Below are 18268 nucleotides of genomic sequence, written 5' to 3' on the forward strand. Positions count from 1 at the left end.
CCAAATCTATTATTGATAGTATGATGACAAAACATGAAAAACGTGTAAGGATTTATGGCGCTGGCGGTCATTCACATGTTATTAAAGACGTTTTAAGGCAAAATGGCTATGTTATTACTGATACGTTTGATGATAAGCCTGAAGGTGTACATCATGCCTCAAAACATGTGAATATGGGTGCCAGAGCACATCTGAACGATTTTCCGCATCAAGGTGATCCGGTTATTATTGCAGTAGGTATAAATTCAGATAGAGCCGAAATAGCGCGTATTTTAAAGTGTAGTTATGAAACTGCAATTCACCAGTCGGCCATCATTTCAGAAAGCTCCAGTATTGGGGAGGGTACCGTAGTTTTTGCTGGTGCCATTGTTCAACCCAATACTGTTGTAGGGAAACATGTTATTGTAAATACGGGCGCCAGCATTGATCATGATAATGTGATAGGCGATTATGCCCATATTTCGCCTAAAGCGGCACTATGTGGTCATGTTGAAGTTGGAGAAGGCTCACATATTGGTGTTGGTGCCGTTGTGATTCCTTTGGTTAAGATTGGTAAGTGGTGTACTATAGGGGCTGGTACTATTGTTTTAAACGATGTGCCAAATTATGCCACTGTTGTAGGAAACCCAGGTAAAATTATAAAAATATTAAATCCTAAAAAACGTGAAAAACTATAAAAAAACTGACATTACATTTGTTGGTTCAGGTATATCTGCGTCATTTACACTAATAAATTTTTTGAGTCTTTTAGATAAAACGCTCTTGTCTAAAAAATTATCAATAACCATTATAGATAGGTATGCTGAATTTAACACGGGAATCCCTTACGGGGAACGCTCTGGTTTTTCTACCCTTTTAATTACCTCATTGAAAAATTTCTTACCCGAACCAGAACGCACCCGGTTTATTGTTTGGCTCAATGAAAATAAAACTTGGCTTTTAGAGGCTTACAAGAATGAAGGAGGTGTGTTAACGGAGCAATGGTTACATAAACATGCTGAAGAAATACAAAATAATGATTGGATCGATTTGTTTTTACCACGTCGGTTTTTTGGTATTTATATTGATGAACGTGTCAAACAAAAAATCAAGCTCCTCGAAAATAAAAATAAAATAGAAGTTACTTTTATAAAAGAAGAGGTGGTTGATATTGCCGAAAATGATAATACCTATAATATGGTATTAAGCAACGATGCTAATTTATGCTCAAAAAAAGTGATTCTTTCTGTAGGTTCGTTACCTGTACAAAAACTCTGGAAAAATAAAGAGGTTATTGAAACAGAAAACTTACTGTTTGTTAATACACCATATGAACCTAATTTAATCAGTACCATTGACAAAATGGATCGCTTTTTGCGCCAAAGAAGTCAAGCTCATAAAAAAACTAATGTGTTAATTATTGGCGCCAATGCCAGTGCATTAGAAATTTTATATAAACTAAACGATCATTTAGGTTCAAACCAATATAACTTGAATGATTTTGTATTTTTATCTACACAAGGGCGTACACCAGATGCTGTTATTGACCAACAGCGTAAAGAAACCTTTGAGGCTGTTCATTTAAACAAATTACAAAGAAAAAACGCATTATCTGCTAAATCTATAGCAAAAGCAGCCTTTGAAGACATTAAGGAGTCTGATAAAATACAATTAGGGGCAGCTTCAACCGTAGACACCATTTCTGCTGCTTTTGGGGCCTTACTAACTAGATTAGAGTATAATGAGCTATCTAAATTTGCTTGTCACTATGGTAATGAAATTGGTAAAAAACAGCGCTGTGCCGGTGAACACTATACCAATACGATAGAAAATTTAAAAAAACAAGAACGTTTTGAGCATTTGGCTGGACGCTTTATTGATTTAGATTTAGACGAAACAAATAACGAGTATGTTTTAAAGTATTTAGATACTGAAACGGGTAGTGAAAAATGGCATGACAAAAAATTTCACCTGATTATCAATTGTGTTGGTAGCATGAATTTAACAGATAATCGTATTCCTAAATTGTTAACCCGTTTGATGCAAAAAGGCTATTGCAAAATGAACGAATCTAAGATTGGTTTTGCGGTAAACAATGCCTTAGAAACTAAAAAGAATTTACATATCATGGGGCCCCTACTAGCTGGTAACGTGATTAACAATAATGCGATATGGCATGTAGAACATTGTGGTAGAATTATTTGGTTGTCTGGTATACTTTCTAAAATCATGTATGACAGCTTTAACAAGGTATATGATATTAAAACAGAGAATGCTTTGAAAAGTGCAGAGACTATAGAAAGTAATTTTGAAGTTATCACTTTAAAGAGAGATTGGGATTTGTTTTTAAAAGATATAGGGCATTATGATTTCTATCACACCTATGATTATCATCATTTAGCATCTTCAAATGGTGAAAACCCAATCCTAATTAAATATATTGAAAATAATGTTATTATTGGGCTTCCTTTGTTAATTAGAGACATTTACAGCACAATATATAAGGATGCTACGTCGGTATATGGTTATGTTGGCCCCATTTCAAAAGGTGTAGATGATAATTTTAATAATAACAATTTTATAACGCATTTAATTAAATATTTTAATGCTAATAATATCATATCTGTTTTTTCAAGGCTAAACCCTTATCTCCCTAAGCAAAATAAAATTTTGTTTCAGGTTGGGGAATTAACACCTCAAGGAAAAGTTATTTGTATGGATTTAAAGCCTAGCCTTGAAAAACAACGTGGGGAATATCGAAATAGACTTAAAACATATATTAATAAAGCTAGGCGAGAATGCTCTGTTGTAGTTGCCAAAACAAACTCAGATTTAAATACCTTTATTGATTTATATTATGAAAACATGGATCGGGTAAACGCCAAAAAGTTTTATTATTTCAGCAAAGACTATTTTAGGCTGCTTTTAAAGAGTAACGATTTTAAAACAACCGTTTTACTTGCTGTTCACAATAAAACAAATGAAATCATTGGGGGGAGTATGTTTATTTCAACAAAAGCTATAATACAATATCATTTATCTGGAACGAAAGCGGGCTATTCTAAACTTAACCCTACCAAATTATTGATAGATGAAATGCGAATTATGGCTCATCAACAAGGCTTAAGTTTATTTAATTTAGGCGGCGGATTAGGTGGCAGTGATGATGACTCATTATTTCATTTTAAATCTTCGTTTTCAAAACAATCAAAACAATTTAATTTATGGAAATGGATTACCAATAAACAAGTATATAATGAATTGGTACTCGCTAAAACAGACAATACCAAAAAGAATTATTTTCCTTTGTATAGATCCATTGAAGATATAAATGTACAATTGTGATAGGCAATAATCCTTTTACCTCAAATACCTTTGTTAAAACTTGGACAAAACACTTTAAGGTTAGTGTAGCAAATGATGGTTTTGAGACGGTGCAAAACCTAAAATTTTACAAGCCTTATAAGTATCTTCCCATTTATATAAATATTGGTAAACATTTAACTAAAGGGGTTTCATATTTCATAAAACCATTTGCTAGAGCGGACTATAAAAAAAAACTAGTTTTAATTTATGATGTACCCCAATACTTTGATATTGCCACCAAGGACTTACCTGAAAAGCTTGGATTTATTAAAATAAAGCAGTATCCTGGCTATAGCACTCAATTAAATAATTACAAAAATTTTGAGGATTATATTGCGACAAACTTTAGCAAAAAAAGCAAATATAAGTTTAAAAGTTACACAAAGAAGTTAGAAGCATTATACGATATCAGCTATGTTAATTATGATTACACCACCTCTAAAACTACTTTTGATGCTATTTTTAACAGGTTTTACGACTTACTAAAAAAGCGTTTTGAAGACAAATCAGAATCTAATAACAATCTAAACCCCGAAGAATGGGCGTTTTATCAGGAACTGGTCTATTTGATGATGAAAAACAAGCAAGCTAGTTTATTCGCGGTTTTAGATAAAACCAAACCCATAGCCATATCTTTGAATTATTTTTCTGATCATATTTTATTTTTTGCTATGACAGGATTTGATATTCATTATAAAGCCCATAACTTAGGAACCGTGCATTTAATGGCTCTTTTTAAATGGTGTTTTGCGAACCACATTAAAATTTTCGATTTTTCAAAAGGTCATTATGATTATAAAGCACGCTGGGGGGATACCAAATATTATTTTGAACAACATATTTATTATGATTCAAGCAGCCCATGGGCTTCAGTGACCTCCAGACTTATGGGTGCCTACTTCAAAATAAAACAACGCCTACGTGATGCTCCCATCCGTGCATACTTAAATAAAATCAAATTTAAATTAAAGCGAAACTGATTTTCCAGTAATATGCTCGTAAAATAAGACCATGCAACCTGTGTTTTTATTACATTACGTTCAAAACTAATACTCTATTTGTCTCTTTTCAACTCATAAACATCTTAATTTGTAGTATATCTTTTTTAACTCATTTTAAATGCCGCTGTTTTTGTCAAATATAAAGGTCTTTTATCTAGAATTAATTTAGAGTACATTTTTAATATGTAATTTTACTTAACAGATTTAAATAAAGTAAATCAATTAAGTTTTATTAAAAAAAAGCCTAAAATCACACATACAACATGACTTTTGATTTTTTTAAAACTAAAGATTTTTATTCAGATTTATTCGAAAAGCATCAGCTCATAGATAGATATCATAGAATTTATTACAAAGACACCTTACTCACTAATTATAACACAGTCACTTCAATCCAAAAGCAGGATATAATAACATTATACCCCGATTATCTTACTTCTCAATTTTTAGAGGGATACTGTGCTAAAACAATATACCAAAAAGCGGGTTTTGCTATTGATTTACATGCTTTTAGTTCGTTTCAGGATTATTTAAAAACACTAAAATCAAGCTTTAGAAAGGTTATTGTTAGATCTGTAAATAGATTGGAAGCTTGTTTTAATATTTCGTATACCATGTATTATGGTCATATCAATAAAGGTGTATATACACAGTTAATGGGTGCCTTGTTTAATATGATTGAATGCCGATTTCAGGAACGAGATGGCAGAAATAAGGTGTTGAAACAATGGAATGCTTACCTTGAATTGGCATACCAAAATATTTTAGATAAAAAAGCGTCTCTTTTTGTTATTTATAGTGATGATGAGCCTATTGAGATTTCATTAAATTTTCATTGTGAAAACATCATATATAGCGCCATTTCATCATATAAGCTAGAATATAGTAAGTTTAGTTTGGGTAACATTGAAATTTATAAACAGCTAGAATGGTGCATGGCAAATGGGATAAAATTATTTGATATGGGATATGGTAGTTTCGATTATAAATTGAGGTGGAGTAATTATACCTATGCGTTTCACGCCCATATTATATCAAAATCAAATAGCCTTATATTAGAAGGTTTAGCTCAATATTTTAAATATAAATTTAAGCTCATAAATTATCTCATTAGTAACAATTTAAATAATAAGTTTTATAACATTTTAGATTATTTTAAAGACAAAAACAGTACAGCTTCCTCCATAGATTATGTGTTTGAGAACACACAAGATATAAATGTTGAGGTGCATAAATCTTTGAATTTAAATACGCCTAGTTTCAATTTCTTAAAAAGACCGCTTTTTGATTTTTTATATAAACATCAAGAGCACAAAGACCATGTTGCCGTTTACCCCAATCCAAATAAAGCAAACAGCTATGTTATTAAGGGAAAATCAAGTATAGTCTTCTTAAAAATGAATAGTTAATACAGATCAATAGATATTCTAATAGTTTGAGAAAAGATTTTTACAACACGTTTTATATCAAAGGACAAATTCCAGACGTCTATAATACTATTGGCTATACCTATAAAGCAGGTTTGTTTTACCAAAGGCCAATACAAAAGTCAGCTAAGACAGATGGCACCTATATTATTAATTTGTTTCCTAGCTACCTTGAGGAAAAAAACTTAAAAAAAATAAGCATTTCCCAAGCTAACCTAAACGGTTATGCCGTTGTATTGCCAAGCAGTAATTTAGAGGATTTTTTAAAACATCATTTCAAATCAAATGCTAGAACATCAATACTTAAGCGAAAAAAAAGATTAGAAATTTGTTTTCCTATTAAGTACAAAATGTATTTTGGTAGTATCTCTTATAAAACCTATGAAACTATTATGAGGAGTTTAAAGACAATGCTCCTTAAACGGTTTACACAAAAAAAAACTGCCAATGAATTTTTTGCGAAATGGAACCAGTACCTTAATAGAACATACGAACTTATTATAAACAAGGAAGCCTCGCTTTTTGTGATTTACAACAACGAATCTATGATAGGTATATCTCTTAACTATCATAGTAATGAGGTCTGTATAGGGCATCTTATAGCCTATGATATAGATTATGCTAAGTTCGGTATTGGAAACACTATTGTTCTCAAATTAGTAGAATGGTGTATAGAAAACAAGTATACCCTTTTAGATATGGGGAACGGCGATCTAGATTATAAATTTATGTGGTGTAACTACAAATATTATTACCAGTATCATCTTATATTAAGTAATGGAGCGCTTACAAATAAACTTTTAATAAGTTTTGAACTCTTAAAAATTAAATTTAAAAATACACTAAAGCACTTTAACATAGATGTTCTTTTAACCAATTGTAAAAACTTTATAGAAATAAGGAAACGAGTAAAACCTTTTAACAACCTGAATATCATTGTAGAACCTATGACAAAACCTATTAACTTAGAGGATGCACAACTCCTAAACTTCTATGAAATAAATACGCCTGAACTTAAAAAAGCCTGTATAGATTTCATGTATTTACAACAAAATCATATTTCAAACATTCAGATTTTTAAATTACATAGACACTTATTTTATATAAAAAGTGGTGAGCACATTCAAAAAATTAGACTAGAGGAGAACATAAAAAAAGCCATAAACCCATAATTAAATGCGCGCTAGTAAGTATAAGTTTTACGATACCTTAACACAAAATAACCGTGTTCTCCCCTTTTACGCCTATTTAGGTAGTGCACTTAATGAAACAATCTTTCATCAAACAACAGAGCCATATGAGAAGCTAGAAAAAGCAGCCTCTGTTTGGTTGTTTCCTTCTTTTTTTAATTTCAAACTACACCATGAAGATCAAATTCATATAAAACATGTGCCACAACACAAAATAACAGGATATGCCATAGTAACCAATAAGCATGATACGCTTGAAACTTGTATGAAAGCACATTACAAAAAGAATTTTAGAGCTAATATTAATAGACTCATAAAAAGACTGGAAACGTGCTTTGATGTCACCTATGAGATGTATTATGGCACCATTACTAAAACCAATTATCAGGTTATAATGATGGCATTGAAACAAATGCTTATCGCTCGATTTAATCAACGAGGTGACACAAACCAGGTGTTAACTCATTGGGAGAGTTATTACAGCAGTATTTATGATTTAATCTTGGAAAAAAAAGCCTCTATTTTTGTTATTTATGCAAATAATAAACTAATTCATGTTTGTGTAAATCACCATTTAAAGGATATTTTGTTTATTTCAATTCCATCCTATAACATTAACTATCACAAGTTTGCCTTAGGAAATATTTCAATATATAAATTATTGGAATGGGCTATAGCACACAATTATTTTATGCTAGATATGGCCTATGGCGATCTTGAATATAAAAGGCGTTGGGCTAATTATTTCTATACATTTGAGCATCATATTCTTTGGCAAAAAAATAATTTGAAACAAGCTTTAATAGCAAAGTTTGAAGCTCTTATTCTACAAACAAAAAACAAATTAAAGGCAATAGGCTTTGACGATATACTAAAAAAAATAAAACGGCTTAAAATAAAAAGAAGCAACTTAACAACTTTGCCTAATTATACCATAGAGAAGTCGTTTGATTTAAATATGAATTTATATGACAGCATAAACTTAAGTGATAACCCTGTATTAGAAGTTTTAGTATGCGATTTTTTATACCAAACCAAGGATCATATAAGCAGCATAAAGTTGTACAAACATAAAAGTGCCAATGCTGTAATAATCACCTCAAAGTCTTCAAACTGTAAGATTTGTTTTGAGGAATATTTAAACCTGAATTAATAACAATTTGTCGAATTTAATGTTTTTTATATTAAAATAAGTAGAAATTTAAAGAACCTAACTGTAGGTTACTGTGCGAAAAATATTTACATGATCGTGCTATGAAAAAACTAATTATAAAAATTGGAATTTACGCCATTTTAATGCTCATCTGTTTTGAGTTAGTAGTGCGCGTCTTTAACTTACAAGAAGAACATCCTGTTTTTATAATTAATGATTTAAATGTTAAAACATATGCGCCTAACCAAAAAGGGTATTATGTTACCGGGAATCGAAGAATGAATTTTGCTGAGTATAATATAAATAATCAAGGATTTAATTCTTATAAAGCTTTCCAACCAACTAAAAACAAATTCAATGTGGCTATAATTGGGGATTCTTTCATTGAGGGTTTACATCAAAACTACTATAATTCCATAGGAAAAAAAATAGAGAACTATTTTAAAGATCGTGTTGATGTTTTTCAATTAGGGCACTCTGGATATGATTTAGCAGATCAGTTTAACCTGATTGAGGCCTATAAAGATGATTTTGAAACCATTGACCTCATCGTAATTTATTTAAAATTTGAGAACGATATTCAAAGAGATCATTATACACCAGACTATTATTGGATTAATTCTCAATATTTTACCTTTTCTAAAATTAAAAAACAGATTAAGTTATTCGCTTATCTAGAATCTATTGGATGCTTAGATCATCTTAGAGATTTAAGAACAAGGTTTCAAGCACACACTCCTCAAAGCAAGAAAATGAAAGTGAGTGATACCATGAATAAAAACTATTTAACTAATTTTAAAATACTAACAAAAACATACAATTTTGATAAAAAGAAAACCGTATTTCTTTTAGACCAATCAAAAACATATTCTGGGTTTTTAAATTATTGCGATTCTCTTGATTATAAGTATATTGATTTTGGCAAAGCTATGAAAGCATCTAAACAACCAACCACCTTAATTTATGATATGCACTGGAATAATCATGGTAGAAAAATTATATCGGATGCAGTTATCAAATATATTCAATCTCAAAATCTATTACAATGAACATTAAAGAACAAATTCTATTGCATAGTACTCCGGTAAAAGAAGTTAAAGAATTAGACTCTAATACGTTTAAAAATAATTATTTTAACAAGCAAACTCTTTTAATAAAAGGAATGGCTAAGAATTGGGAAGCCACTCAAAACTGGACCTTAGATTTTCTTTTAAAACAAGACGGTGATAACACTATTGAATTACTTTCAGGTAATTTTATTCAAGGTGATAATAGTTATAGACGAGACTCATTTAAAGGCTTTTTACAAAAGCTATCGTATGCAGAAATAAACCAAGAACCCTTTGATGATTACCTAACTACATTGAACATTTTTAATTTTTATCCACATTTAAAAAAAGCTGTGGATTTTTCTTTGTTTGAAAATCACACAGACATTAACGATATTACAGCTTGGATTGGCCCTGCAGGTACTATATCTGGTTTTCATAGAGATACCGGAAAAAACATGTATGCCCAAATTAAAGGTAAAAAAATGTTCATTATCTGTTCTCCTAAATACGATAAGCACATATACCCTAGTAAAAAATATATTAATGGAGGCATGGCCAGTGAAGTAGATATTAATAATTTTAATAAGGAGAGACACCCATTATTTGAAAGTATTCATTTTGAAAGCGTTATATTAGAGCCTGGAGATGTACTTCATGTGCCTTCTAAATGGTGGCATTATGTAGAGTCATTAGACACCTCTATTAGCATAAGTAATTTTGGATATTCAAAAGCAGAAATGTTTGGAATTAAAGCGATTGACTACTTGCATAGAAGAGGCTTTTATAAAGCTAAAAACTGTTTTTGCTGTAATTAGAATGAGGTCTAATGGACATAAAAATCTTGAAATTAGTAAATTCAAATTTTACCCTGTCCTATTTTTAGGTAAGGCTACAATCATAGACTAGTCTTGATTTAATCGTGCTTTAAAATAATCAGCTATTACATCTGCTACAATGGTTCTCCCAAGATTATTCCAATGTTTGTCATAAATTAAAATAGGTGGTCGTTTAGCCTTTTCAAACGGCATTCCAAAATCCAAATACGTGTACCCCATTTCATCACAATAGTTTAAAAACAAGTTGCTTGTTCTCCTTTTGTCTAATAAAAAAACTATCTTGTCTTTATTAAACCCAAAGGTTTTAACTAAGGTTCTGAAATTTTCTAAATATGTTTTATTACGTGTATCTTCATTAATCTCCTTCCCTTTTCTAGACCATTTGTGAGTGCTTAATCGCGCTCTTATATCTCTAAAACCATCAAAAAGGCCAATAGAATTTGCATATTTAAGTAATTTAATATGGCGCTTTACTTTGAATTTTAATGTATGCTTTAGCGCAATATAATCGTATTCCGGTAGATATTCACTACGCTGTAAGTCGTTTTCAAATTTTATATAAATGACAACGTAGTCAATCAAATCAAAATCTTTTTTATAGGCTTGCATTAAATGGAGTTGATCAGCCATATCGTATCCTCCACGACCGTATTCATAAACTTCTACATCTTTTAACCGATCCTCAACCTTTTTCCCTGTAGAATTATAATAATGCTGATTAAAACCTTCTATAAATGAATCACCTATCAGAGCTATTTCAATTTTTTCTTTAGAAGGTTTAAATTCTCGGTAAGAGTTGTAACCAAATTTATTAATTCTGTACTCAGCAAAATTTTGACGACGATTTCCGGTAACCGCAAATCCTGTTTGCCCCGGAACCGTTTTTTGCACACCAAAATCATCTATATACAACAATGGCACATCATCATATAAATGCAGCACACGTACTAAAACTTCTAACGAAACAAGGATAAAAACAAAGTAAAGACAGCCTTTTAAAACAAGTTTTTTCATTTTTCATGGGTCTTAAAATTGAAAATAAATAAAAGAGCGATCTACACCATCATCATAGAATAGCATCATGAGTAAAATAACAACTGTATAGGCAACAAATCTAACCACTCCAGATTTAAACTTAAATGGTGCCCGTTCGTCCTTTCGTATTTTATATTCGTATAAAACAAACAGCGCCAAAAGAATATAATAATCTATCATGCGGTAACCCATAGGGTGATAATAGATTTCATAAGAAAAATTAGAAACTATTTGATTAATAAAGCCAAAAGCTGCTGTAATAGATTCTGATCTAAAAAATATCCGTGAAAAGGTTACTATGCCAAAAGTGAGTATTAATTGCCCGATTTCAACAAATGAAGGAAAGATGGAATTCTCACCAACAACACTATTTTTATAAATGGTATTTCTCCCCATTAAAAACACAGGAATAAAAGCTAATGCATGGAATGCGCCCCAAAAAATAAAGGTCCAATTCGCACCGTGCCAAAAACCACTAACTAAAAACACAATACAAATGTTTCTAATAGATTTTAATTTACTTACCCTTGAGCCACCCAAAGGAATATAAACGTAATGCCTAAACCAGGTAGACAAGGACACATGCCATCGTTGCCAATATTCTGCTACATTCCTAGAAAAATTAGGAAACTTAAAATTAGACATCAGCTCAACACCAAAAAGTTTTGCCGTACCAATAGCGATATCTGAATACCCAGAGAAATCCCCATAAACCTGAAAGCTAAATAAAGTAACACCTAAAATAAGTGTTGAAGCTGGATAGGTGGTATAATTGGCAAAAATATCATCAACAATAGGTGCTACAGCGTCTGCTATAGCCACTTTCTTAAACAAACCCCACAAAATTAACTTTAAACCAGACACTACTTGTGCATAATCAAAATTACGTTTATTGAGTATTTGCGACAATAAATTAGAAGCCCGCTCTATAGGGCCTGCAACTAATTGAGGGAAGAAACTAACAAAGGTGGCAAAAGATAAAAAATCTTTGGTAGGTTTTAAACGCTTGTAATAAATATCAAAAGAATATGACATGGTTTGAAACGTATAAAACGAAATCCCAACTGGTAATATTACTTTGAGTGTCCATGTGCTTTTTATGGTATAACCAAAAAATGAAGCAAAATCAATCCAAGAATCTACAAAAAAATTGAAATATTTAAAAAAGCCTAAGAGTCCTACATTAAACAATACACTAACCCAAAGCCAACCTTTTCTTTTACTCTTCTCTTGAGTTGAATGAATTTGAATACCAACAAAGTAGTCTACAAGCGTACTGAGCAATATAAGAGACAAAAATCGCCAATCCCATAAACCGTAGAAAATATAACTACAAATTAGAATAAATATGTTTTGAGCTTTCCAGTGTTTTTTTAAAATCACCCAATAAACAAAAAACACTGTTGGGAGAAATATGAAGTAGTCTAGGGAATTAAATACCATAAAACCTTATTATATTGCCTACCAAATATCACCTATTTAATTAAACAGCTCAAAACTTTTCTTTGAATTGTTTGAAATTAACTTTAAACAGAATGCATTATAAAAAAAAAGCCCTGAAAGGGGCTTTTTTACATATTGAGACATGATTTTACATATCATTAAAAATAGAATGCATCAAACGTTTTTTATCGTTGATACTTTCTTCTAATGAAATCATAGTTTCGGTTCTATAAACACCTTCAATATCATCTAGTAAAAAGATAACTTCCTTAGCATGCTCTGTACTTCTGGCTCTTATTTTACAAAAGATATTAAATTTTCCTGTAGTTATATGGGCCACGGTAACATAAGCAATTTCATTGATACGCTCTAGCACAAACTTGGTTTGAGACGTGTTATTTAAATACACACCTACATAAGCTATAAAAGAATACCCTAATTTCTTATAATCTAACATCAATGAAGATCCTTTAATAATCCCCGATTCTTCCATTTTTTTTACACGAACATGCACCGTACCTGCCGAGATTAATAATTTTTTTGCTATATCTGTAAAAGGAATTCTTGTGTTATCAATTAACATGTCAAGAATTTGATGATCAATTTCGTCTAATTTAATTTTTCCCATAATTAACTATTCTTAAATAAAAAGCGAATTTAATACATTTTCATTAAAATTTAGCTATTTATGATGTGCTTTATTTCGATTCTAACAAGATTTTTTCATGATTCAATATTACGAAAACGTTTTCGCTAGACACCGTTAATGGATAACCTTGTTCATTATAAACCTCAAATCCTTGAGCATCAATCTCTTTATGCCCATAAATCCCGTTTAAATCATCAATTTTTTCAATTACAGGAATAAATCTAATTTTGCCCTGTTCTATGGTTTCTTTATACTGAATCCCTATATCCTTTATCTCCTGCCCTACTTTCGCTCCTCGAATAACAATATCATAAAAACACTTTTCGTTTTCTGGAATATCAAAATAAGCTTGATAATTGGTGCCATACACCTCATTATGCGCTATATAATTCAAAGAGCTTATATACGCAATATAAATGAGTTCTCTGGTCTGTTCTCTGGCATAATCATTTGGATAATGCCCCGCCTCAAACAAGATGGTTGGTATATTTTCAGTTTGAAAGGTGTCGCCTACACAATTAATATTGAAAGCGTCATCATATACACCAACATGATTAGGAATGAGCTCTTGAAGGGTCTTATTCATTTCAGCTATAATTTCCATGGCTATTTGACGTGTTGGCGTGACGGTACAGTTTTCATCTTGAGCGGGTGATAAAAACGATACAATGGCTGATTTATTAGCTCTTCCTGCGCTAAAAATAGTGCGCTGCCCATGTAAATTATAGCAGTAATGAGGTTTAAATTGATTGAAAACCTGGCGCAAAACCTTACTTTCTGGCTGAGATAAATGTTGTGCATCCCTATTTAAATCTACCTGATTAGCATTGACACGCGTATATGCAGATGCCCCATCTGGATTAAGCATGGGAATAATAAACAAGGTGCAGTTCTTTAAAATAGAATCTAAGGCATTGGTTTCACTCAATAAAGTGTTTAATAGATCAAATAAGGCCTTGGTAGTAGTAGACTCGTTGCCGTGCATTTGAGACCACATTAATATTCTTTTAGGTCCGGTTCCAACCTCTAAACCATAAATAGCTTGGCCTAAAACGGAGGTACCAAGCGTGCTTATAGTCACTTTGTTTTTAAACGTGTGCAACAAGGGTTCAATGTGGGTAAGGGTTATATAACGGTGAGTTAATTGAGCGGCTTTGTATTCTTTATAAAGTGATTTAATAACAGCTGTTGTCATAGGGAATAAATTAGATTACAAATGTAAACAATTAGATATTTACAAATGTAAACTTATACATTCAGAATTTAATATAGTTTTGTAAACAATAGTAGGGCCTTTTGGTTGAGATTAATTCACATTAGTATATAAATTGTTTATACCAAACTCATAGTTTTGTTTATCAGTTATTTACATGTTATAAATTAAATGATAAAACTAAGCAATATTGCACTATAAAAGGCCGTTATTTGTGATGTGATTTAAATTGATTACATTTGTAAATCCTTAAACTGTGTAAATACGTTTACAATGATAAACAACGAAAAATTCGTAGAACGGCTTCAAAACATTATCCATTATTATGGAGAAACCGCTTCTTCTTTTGCTGAAAAAATTGGTGTACAACGTTCTAGTATTTCACATATCCTTTCTGAAAGAAACAAACCAAGTTTAGATTTTGTTTTAAAAGTACTTTCAGCATATCCGCAGGTAGATTTATATTGGTTGCTAAATGGAAAAGGAACATTTCCTTCTGAACCAAAAAAAGAGGCGCCTCAAAAAGCATTAGATTTTTATAAAAAGGAAAAAGACAATAGTCATGAAGACAAATTAAACTCACATGACACCCCCAACAACAAGGAGATTGAGCGTATTGTTATTTTTTATTCAGACGGAACCTTTAAAAACTTTAATAACTAAACTTAAACTTTAGTAATTTTGATGTTTAATATCATTTTATGAAATATCTATTAGTCTTAGTATTTGCATGCAGTTTATTTAGTTGTTATGAAACAACCAGAAATTGCAAGGATTATAAAGAAGGTGAATTCTATAGCGAAGTTATTATTGATGGAGCGGTTTATATCTCTACCTTCAATAGAAGCAAAACTTTACAGGTTGAAACTTATAATAATAAAGTGGATTCTGCACAGTTAAGATGGATTAATGATTGCGAAGTCATTTTTAAAACTATAAACCCTAAAAGCATGGCTGAGCAAAAAGATATTCATTTAAAAATTTTAACCACTACTGATTCTTCATACACCTACGAATACTCTTATGTTGGGGAAACAAAAAAACAGAAAGGTATAGCCTATAAAGTAAAATAGTTTAGTCAAACGGATAAAGAAAATATGCTACTAAATTAAACTTCAACTCACTTGCTTTTGTTATCTCATAGGTTAAAAAGACTTCTCCCCAGTATTCCCCATCCGAAAAATCGGCAATAATCCATTTGTGATTTAATAATTTTACTGTATTAATCATCATTTTTCTTCCTTCGCTTGACGCATATGGTACTAACGGGTGTTCTCCTTTTACTTCATTCAGTTTATATAATTCATCTTTAATGAAAGGAATGAGCTCATCTATGATATAACCTTCGTCTTCAAAATAACTCATAGCATCCTCATTACGCTCTAAATTAAAATGTGATGCTTCCATAAACTGATTTTGCAAGACACTTACAGAGTCTTTATACTTCTGCAACTGGGTTTTACAGCCTACAAGTTTACTATCCATATCTTCAAAAACACGCTTAGCATTAACATATTGGAACAATACAAGTAGGATTGAAAACACAAAAAGGTACATGAAAATTCTTTGCTTCATTTTATTTTCTTTAAATAGTTATTTCTAATTCATCATACGCCAAAAACACATGCTCTGGCAAGATTTTCTCCACCTCATTATGAAATCCTAATACATGGCTAATATGTGTTAAATAGGCTGTCTTGGGTTTTACAATGTCTATAAAACTTAGCGCCTCTTCTAAGGTGAAATGAGAATGATGCGCCTCTTTTCTCAAAGCATTCACTACAAGCACTTTAACTCCTTTTAATTTATCAATTTCTTCATCTGATACAGACTTCATATCGGTTAAATAAGCAAAGTCGTTAAATCGATAACCAAAAACCTGAAGATCACCATGAAGGCCTTCAATAGGCATCACATGTATAGTATGTAATTTAAAAGGCTTATTTTTTATTCTGTTTAAAATAACCGAAGGTGCTCCTGGGTATTTATGCTTTGTTTTGGTTATGTAATCAAACCTTTTTTTTAGTGATTTTAAAACCCTTTTGTGCGCATAAAGTGGTATATCTCCTTGCTTAAAATAAAAAGGTCTGATATCATCAAGCCCTAAAACATGATCGGAATGCTCATGCGTAAAAAGAATCACATCTACTCTTTTGCATTTTGCGCGCAACATTTGATATCGGAAATCTGGGCCGCAATCTATTACGCATGAAAAACCGTTCCATTCTATTAAAACAGATACACGCAAACGTTTGTCTCTCGGGTCTTTACTTAAGCAAACGGGGTGGTTGCTTCCTATTACAGGAATGCCTTGTGAGGTTCCGGTACCTAAAAACGTTACTTTCAAATGTCCTTGTTTTAGCACAAAAGTAGCTTTATTTTTTTGTTTACTATAGTTATTTGATACCTTTGTGACTACAAGACTTAACGTATTTTATATGGAAATAACCATCACTGGCGATAAAGAGTTTGACGACATCCCCTCGTTAAAATCTAAGGCACTTCGTATTAATTTAAACGAAAACATTTACGGCTCATTTGCAGAAATTGGTGCAGGTCAAGAAACGTGTAGACATTTTTTTAGGGCGGGTGGTGCCTCAGGAACTATCGCTAAAGCGATGTCGGCTTATGATAAAGATTTTAGTGATGCTATTTATGGTGCTGAAGATGATGGTCGATATGTAACCGAAGCGAGACTACGAAAAATGCTTGCCCACGAAATGAACCTGATGGAAAACAGGTTAACACGTGAAAAGAATCCAGATAAAATATTTTTCACTTACGCCAATACCGTGGCTACTATTGATTTTGCTAAGCAATTTAAAGGTCATGGCTGGGTTGGTATAAAATATCAGGTAGAAGCCAGAGGTGATTATAATGAAATTATTTTACATCTTCGTTTTAAAGAAACAGATGCCAGACTTCAGCAGGAAACTTTAGGTGTTTTAGGCACCAACTTGATTTACGGCGCCTTTTACAAATACAACGAACCTAAAAAGTTGTTGAGATATCTCTATGACCATTTAGATAAAGATCAAGTTGAAATTGATACCATTAATTTTTCAGGTCCTGTATTTAAGCATATAGACAATCGTTTAATGAGTTTACAACTTGTTAAAAATGGCATGACCGATGCCGTAATGTTTGGTCCAGATGGTACCAACGTGCTTCCTGCAAAAGTATTTTATAAGAAAAATATTTTAGCGTTACGCGGTAGTTTTAGACCAGTAACCCGAGTAAACATGGAAATGTATGAGAAATCATATAATATGTTTATTAAGGAAAATAAGGTGGATGAAAAAAAGACCGTAGTGGTTTTTGAAATTACCTTGTCAAATTTACGAGCTGAAGGCGAAATTGACGAGCAAGATTTTATTGATAGAGCTGATTTATTATGTTCTTTGGGGCAATCTGTGATGATTTCTAATTTTCAAGAATACTTTAAAGTCGTTGAATATTTTTCTAACTACACCAAAGCCAGAATGGGCTTAGCCATGGGGGTTAGTAACCTAGTAGATATTTTTGACGAAAAATATTACAGACATATAAGTGGTGGTATTCTTGAAGCCTTTGGAAAACTATTCTTTAAAGATTTAAAAGTATACCTATACCCTATGCTTGATCCAGACACAGGAGAGTTAATCACCAGTGAAAACTTAAAGGTTTATCCGCGTATGAAAGAGTTATACAAATTCTTTAAATACAACGGAAAAGTAGTTGATATAGATGATTATGATGAAAGTATTATGAATATTTTTTCAAGAGAAATTCTAAGAATGATTACAAGTGGTGAAACTGGTTGGGAAGATATGGTTCCTGAAGGTACCGCTGAGCTTATTAAAGATTACAGACTTTTTGGTTACACAAGAAAACCGCTTACTCTAAAACGAAAAAGAAGGTAATTTTTCAGAGAATAAAAATAAA

Annotated in this window: 17 protein-coding genes; 11 read left to right on the plus strand and 6 right to left on the minus strand. The window is 31.5% G+C overall.

Features of this window, described 5'->3' with window-relative positions:
• The first annotated feature begins 20 nt into the window (after positions 1-20).
• The 8 genes from FGF67_RS02270 (at position 21) to FGF67_RS02305 (ending at position 9983) form a co-directional block, all read left to right on the plus strand.
• Positions 21-677: an acetyltransferase gene (locus tag FGF67_RS02270; RefSeq protein ID WP_233243985.1), complete on the plus strand. Its 657-nt coding sequence runs from the start codon at positions 21-23 to the stop codon at positions 675-677.
• On the plus strand, positions 664-3324 hold the full coding sequence (locus tag FGF67_RS02275; protein WP_139694844.1) for a GNAT family N-acetyltransferase: 2661 nt from the start codon (positions 664-666) through the stop codon (positions 3322-3324). Before FGF67_RS02270 ends, FGF67_RS02275 begins: the two co-directional genes overlap by 14 nt.
• Entirely contained in the window at positions 3321-4325 is a 1005-nt protein-coding gene (locus tag FGF67_RS02280; RefSeq protein WP_158293163.1) for a GNAT family N-acetyltransferase, read from the plus strand. Before FGF67_RS02275 ends, FGF67_RS02280 begins: the two co-directional genes overlap by 4 nt.
• Before the next feature lie 284 nt (positions 4326-4609).
• Positions 4610-5755 carry a GNAT family N-acetyltransferase gene (locus tag FGF67_RS02285; RefSeq protein ID WP_139694846.1) on the plus strand — a complete coding sequence of 382 codons (1146 nt, stop codon included), beginning with the start codon at positions 4610-4612 and terminating at the stop codon, positions 5753-5755.
• Between the two features lie 26 nt (positions 5756-5781).
• A complete protein-coding gene (locus FGF67_RS02290) occupies positions 5782-6945 on the plus strand; it encodes a GNAT family N-acetyltransferase (RefSeq protein ID WP_139694847.1) in 1164 nt (387 codons plus the stop codon).
• 4 nt (positions 6946-6949) lie between these two features.
• Complete coding sequence (locus FGF67_RS02295; protein WP_139694848.1) at positions 6950-8116, plus strand: GNAT family N-acetyltransferase; 1167 nt, start codon at positions 6950-6952, stop codon at positions 8114-8116.
• A gap of 101 nt (positions 8117-8217) precedes the next feature.
• Positions 8218-9165 carry a hypothetical protein gene (locus tag FGF67_RS02300; protein ID WP_139694849.1) on the plus strand — a complete coding sequence of 316 codons (948 nt, stop codon included), beginning with the start codon at positions 8218-8220 and terminating at the stop codon, positions 9163-9165.
• Complete coding sequence (locus FGF67_RS02305; protein WP_139694850.1) at positions 9162-9983, plus strand: cupin-like domain-containing protein; 822 nt, start codon at positions 9162-9164, stop codon at positions 9981-9983. The genes FGF67_RS02300 and FGF67_RS02305 overlap by 4 nt, the downstream gene beginning before the upstream one ends.
• Before the next feature lie 87 nt (positions 9984-10070).
• Here the strand turns inward: FGF67_RS02305 and FGF67_RS02310 are convergent, their stop codons facing one another.
• The 4 genes from FGF67_RS02310 to FGF67_RS02325 form a co-directional block, all read right to left on the minus strand.
• Complete coding sequence (locus FGF67_RS02310) at positions 10071-11018, minus strand: hypothetical protein (protein ID WP_139694851.1); 948 nt, start codon at positions 11016-11018, stop codon at positions 10071-10073.
• A gap of 12 nt (positions 11019-11030) precedes the next feature.
• On the minus strand, positions 11031-12482 hold the full coding sequence (locus FGF67_RS02315; RefSeq protein ID WP_139694852.1) for an MBOAT family O-acyltransferase: 1452 nt from the start codon (positions 12480-12482) through the stop codon (positions 11031-11033).
• A 148-nt stretch (positions 12483-12630) separates the two neighbouring features.
• Positions 12631-13110, minus strand: a complete 480-nt coding sequence (locus tag FGF67_RS02320; protein WP_139694853.1) for an Lrp/AsnC family transcriptional regulator — start codon at positions 13108-13110, stop codon at positions 12631-12633.
• A gap of 70 nt (positions 13111-13180) precedes the next feature.
• Entirely contained in the window at positions 13181-14326 is a 1146-nt protein-coding gene (locus FGF67_RS02325; RefSeq protein ID WP_139694854.1) for a M14 family zinc carboxypeptidase, read from the minus strand.
• A 291-nt stretch (positions 14327-14617) separates the two neighbouring features.
• Here FGF67_RS02325 and FGF67_RS02330 point away from each other — a divergent pair, with 291 nt between their 5' ends.
• Both FGF67_RS02330 and FGF67_RS02335 read left to right on the plus strand, forming a co-directional pair.
• On the plus strand, positions 14618-15007 hold the full coding sequence (locus FGF67_RS02330) for a helix-turn-helix domain-containing protein (RefSeq protein ID WP_139694855.1): 390 nt from the start codon (positions 14618-14620) through the stop codon (positions 15005-15007).
• A gap of 38 nt (positions 15008-15045) precedes the next feature.
• The gene (locus FGF67_RS02335) at positions 15046-15417 is read left to right on the plus strand and encodes a DNA topoisomerase IV (protein WP_139694856.1); all 372 of its coding nucleotides are present in this window, start codon (positions 15046-15048) and stop codon (positions 15415-15417) included.
• A gap of 1 nt (position 15418) precedes the next feature.
• Here FGF67_RS02335 and FGF67_RS02340 read toward each other — a convergent pair whose 3' ends face one another.
• Both FGF67_RS02340 and FGF67_RS02345 read right to left on the minus strand, forming a co-directional pair.
• Positions 15419-15919, minus strand: a complete 501-nt coding sequence (locus FGF67_RS02340; RefSeq protein WP_139694857.1) for a hydrolase — start codon at positions 15917-15919, stop codon at positions 15419-15421.
• 10 nt (positions 15920-15929) lie between these two features.
• Positions 15930-16691 (minus strand): MBL fold metallo-hydrolase, encoded by a 762-nt coding sequence (locus FGF67_RS02345; RefSeq protein ID WP_139694858.1) that lies wholly within the window; start codon positions 16689-16691, stop codon positions 15930-15932.
• A gap of 91 nt (positions 16692-16782) precedes the next feature.
• On the opposite strand from FGF67_RS02345, the gene FGF67_RS02350 reads away from it, so the two are divergent.
• The gene (locus tag FGF67_RS02350) at positions 16783-18246 is read left to right on the plus strand and encodes a TonB-dependent receptor (RefSeq protein WP_139694859.1); all 1464 of its coding nucleotides are present in this window, start codon (positions 16783-16785) and stop codon (positions 18244-18246) included.
• Positions 18247-18268: the final 22 nt, after the last annotated feature.

This window comes from Allotamlana fucoidanivorans, assembly GCF_006265225.1.
GTDB classification, from domain to species: domain Bacteria; phylum Bacteroidota; class Bacteroidia; order Flavobacteriales; family Flavobacteriaceae; genus Allotamlana; species Allotamlana fucoidanivorans.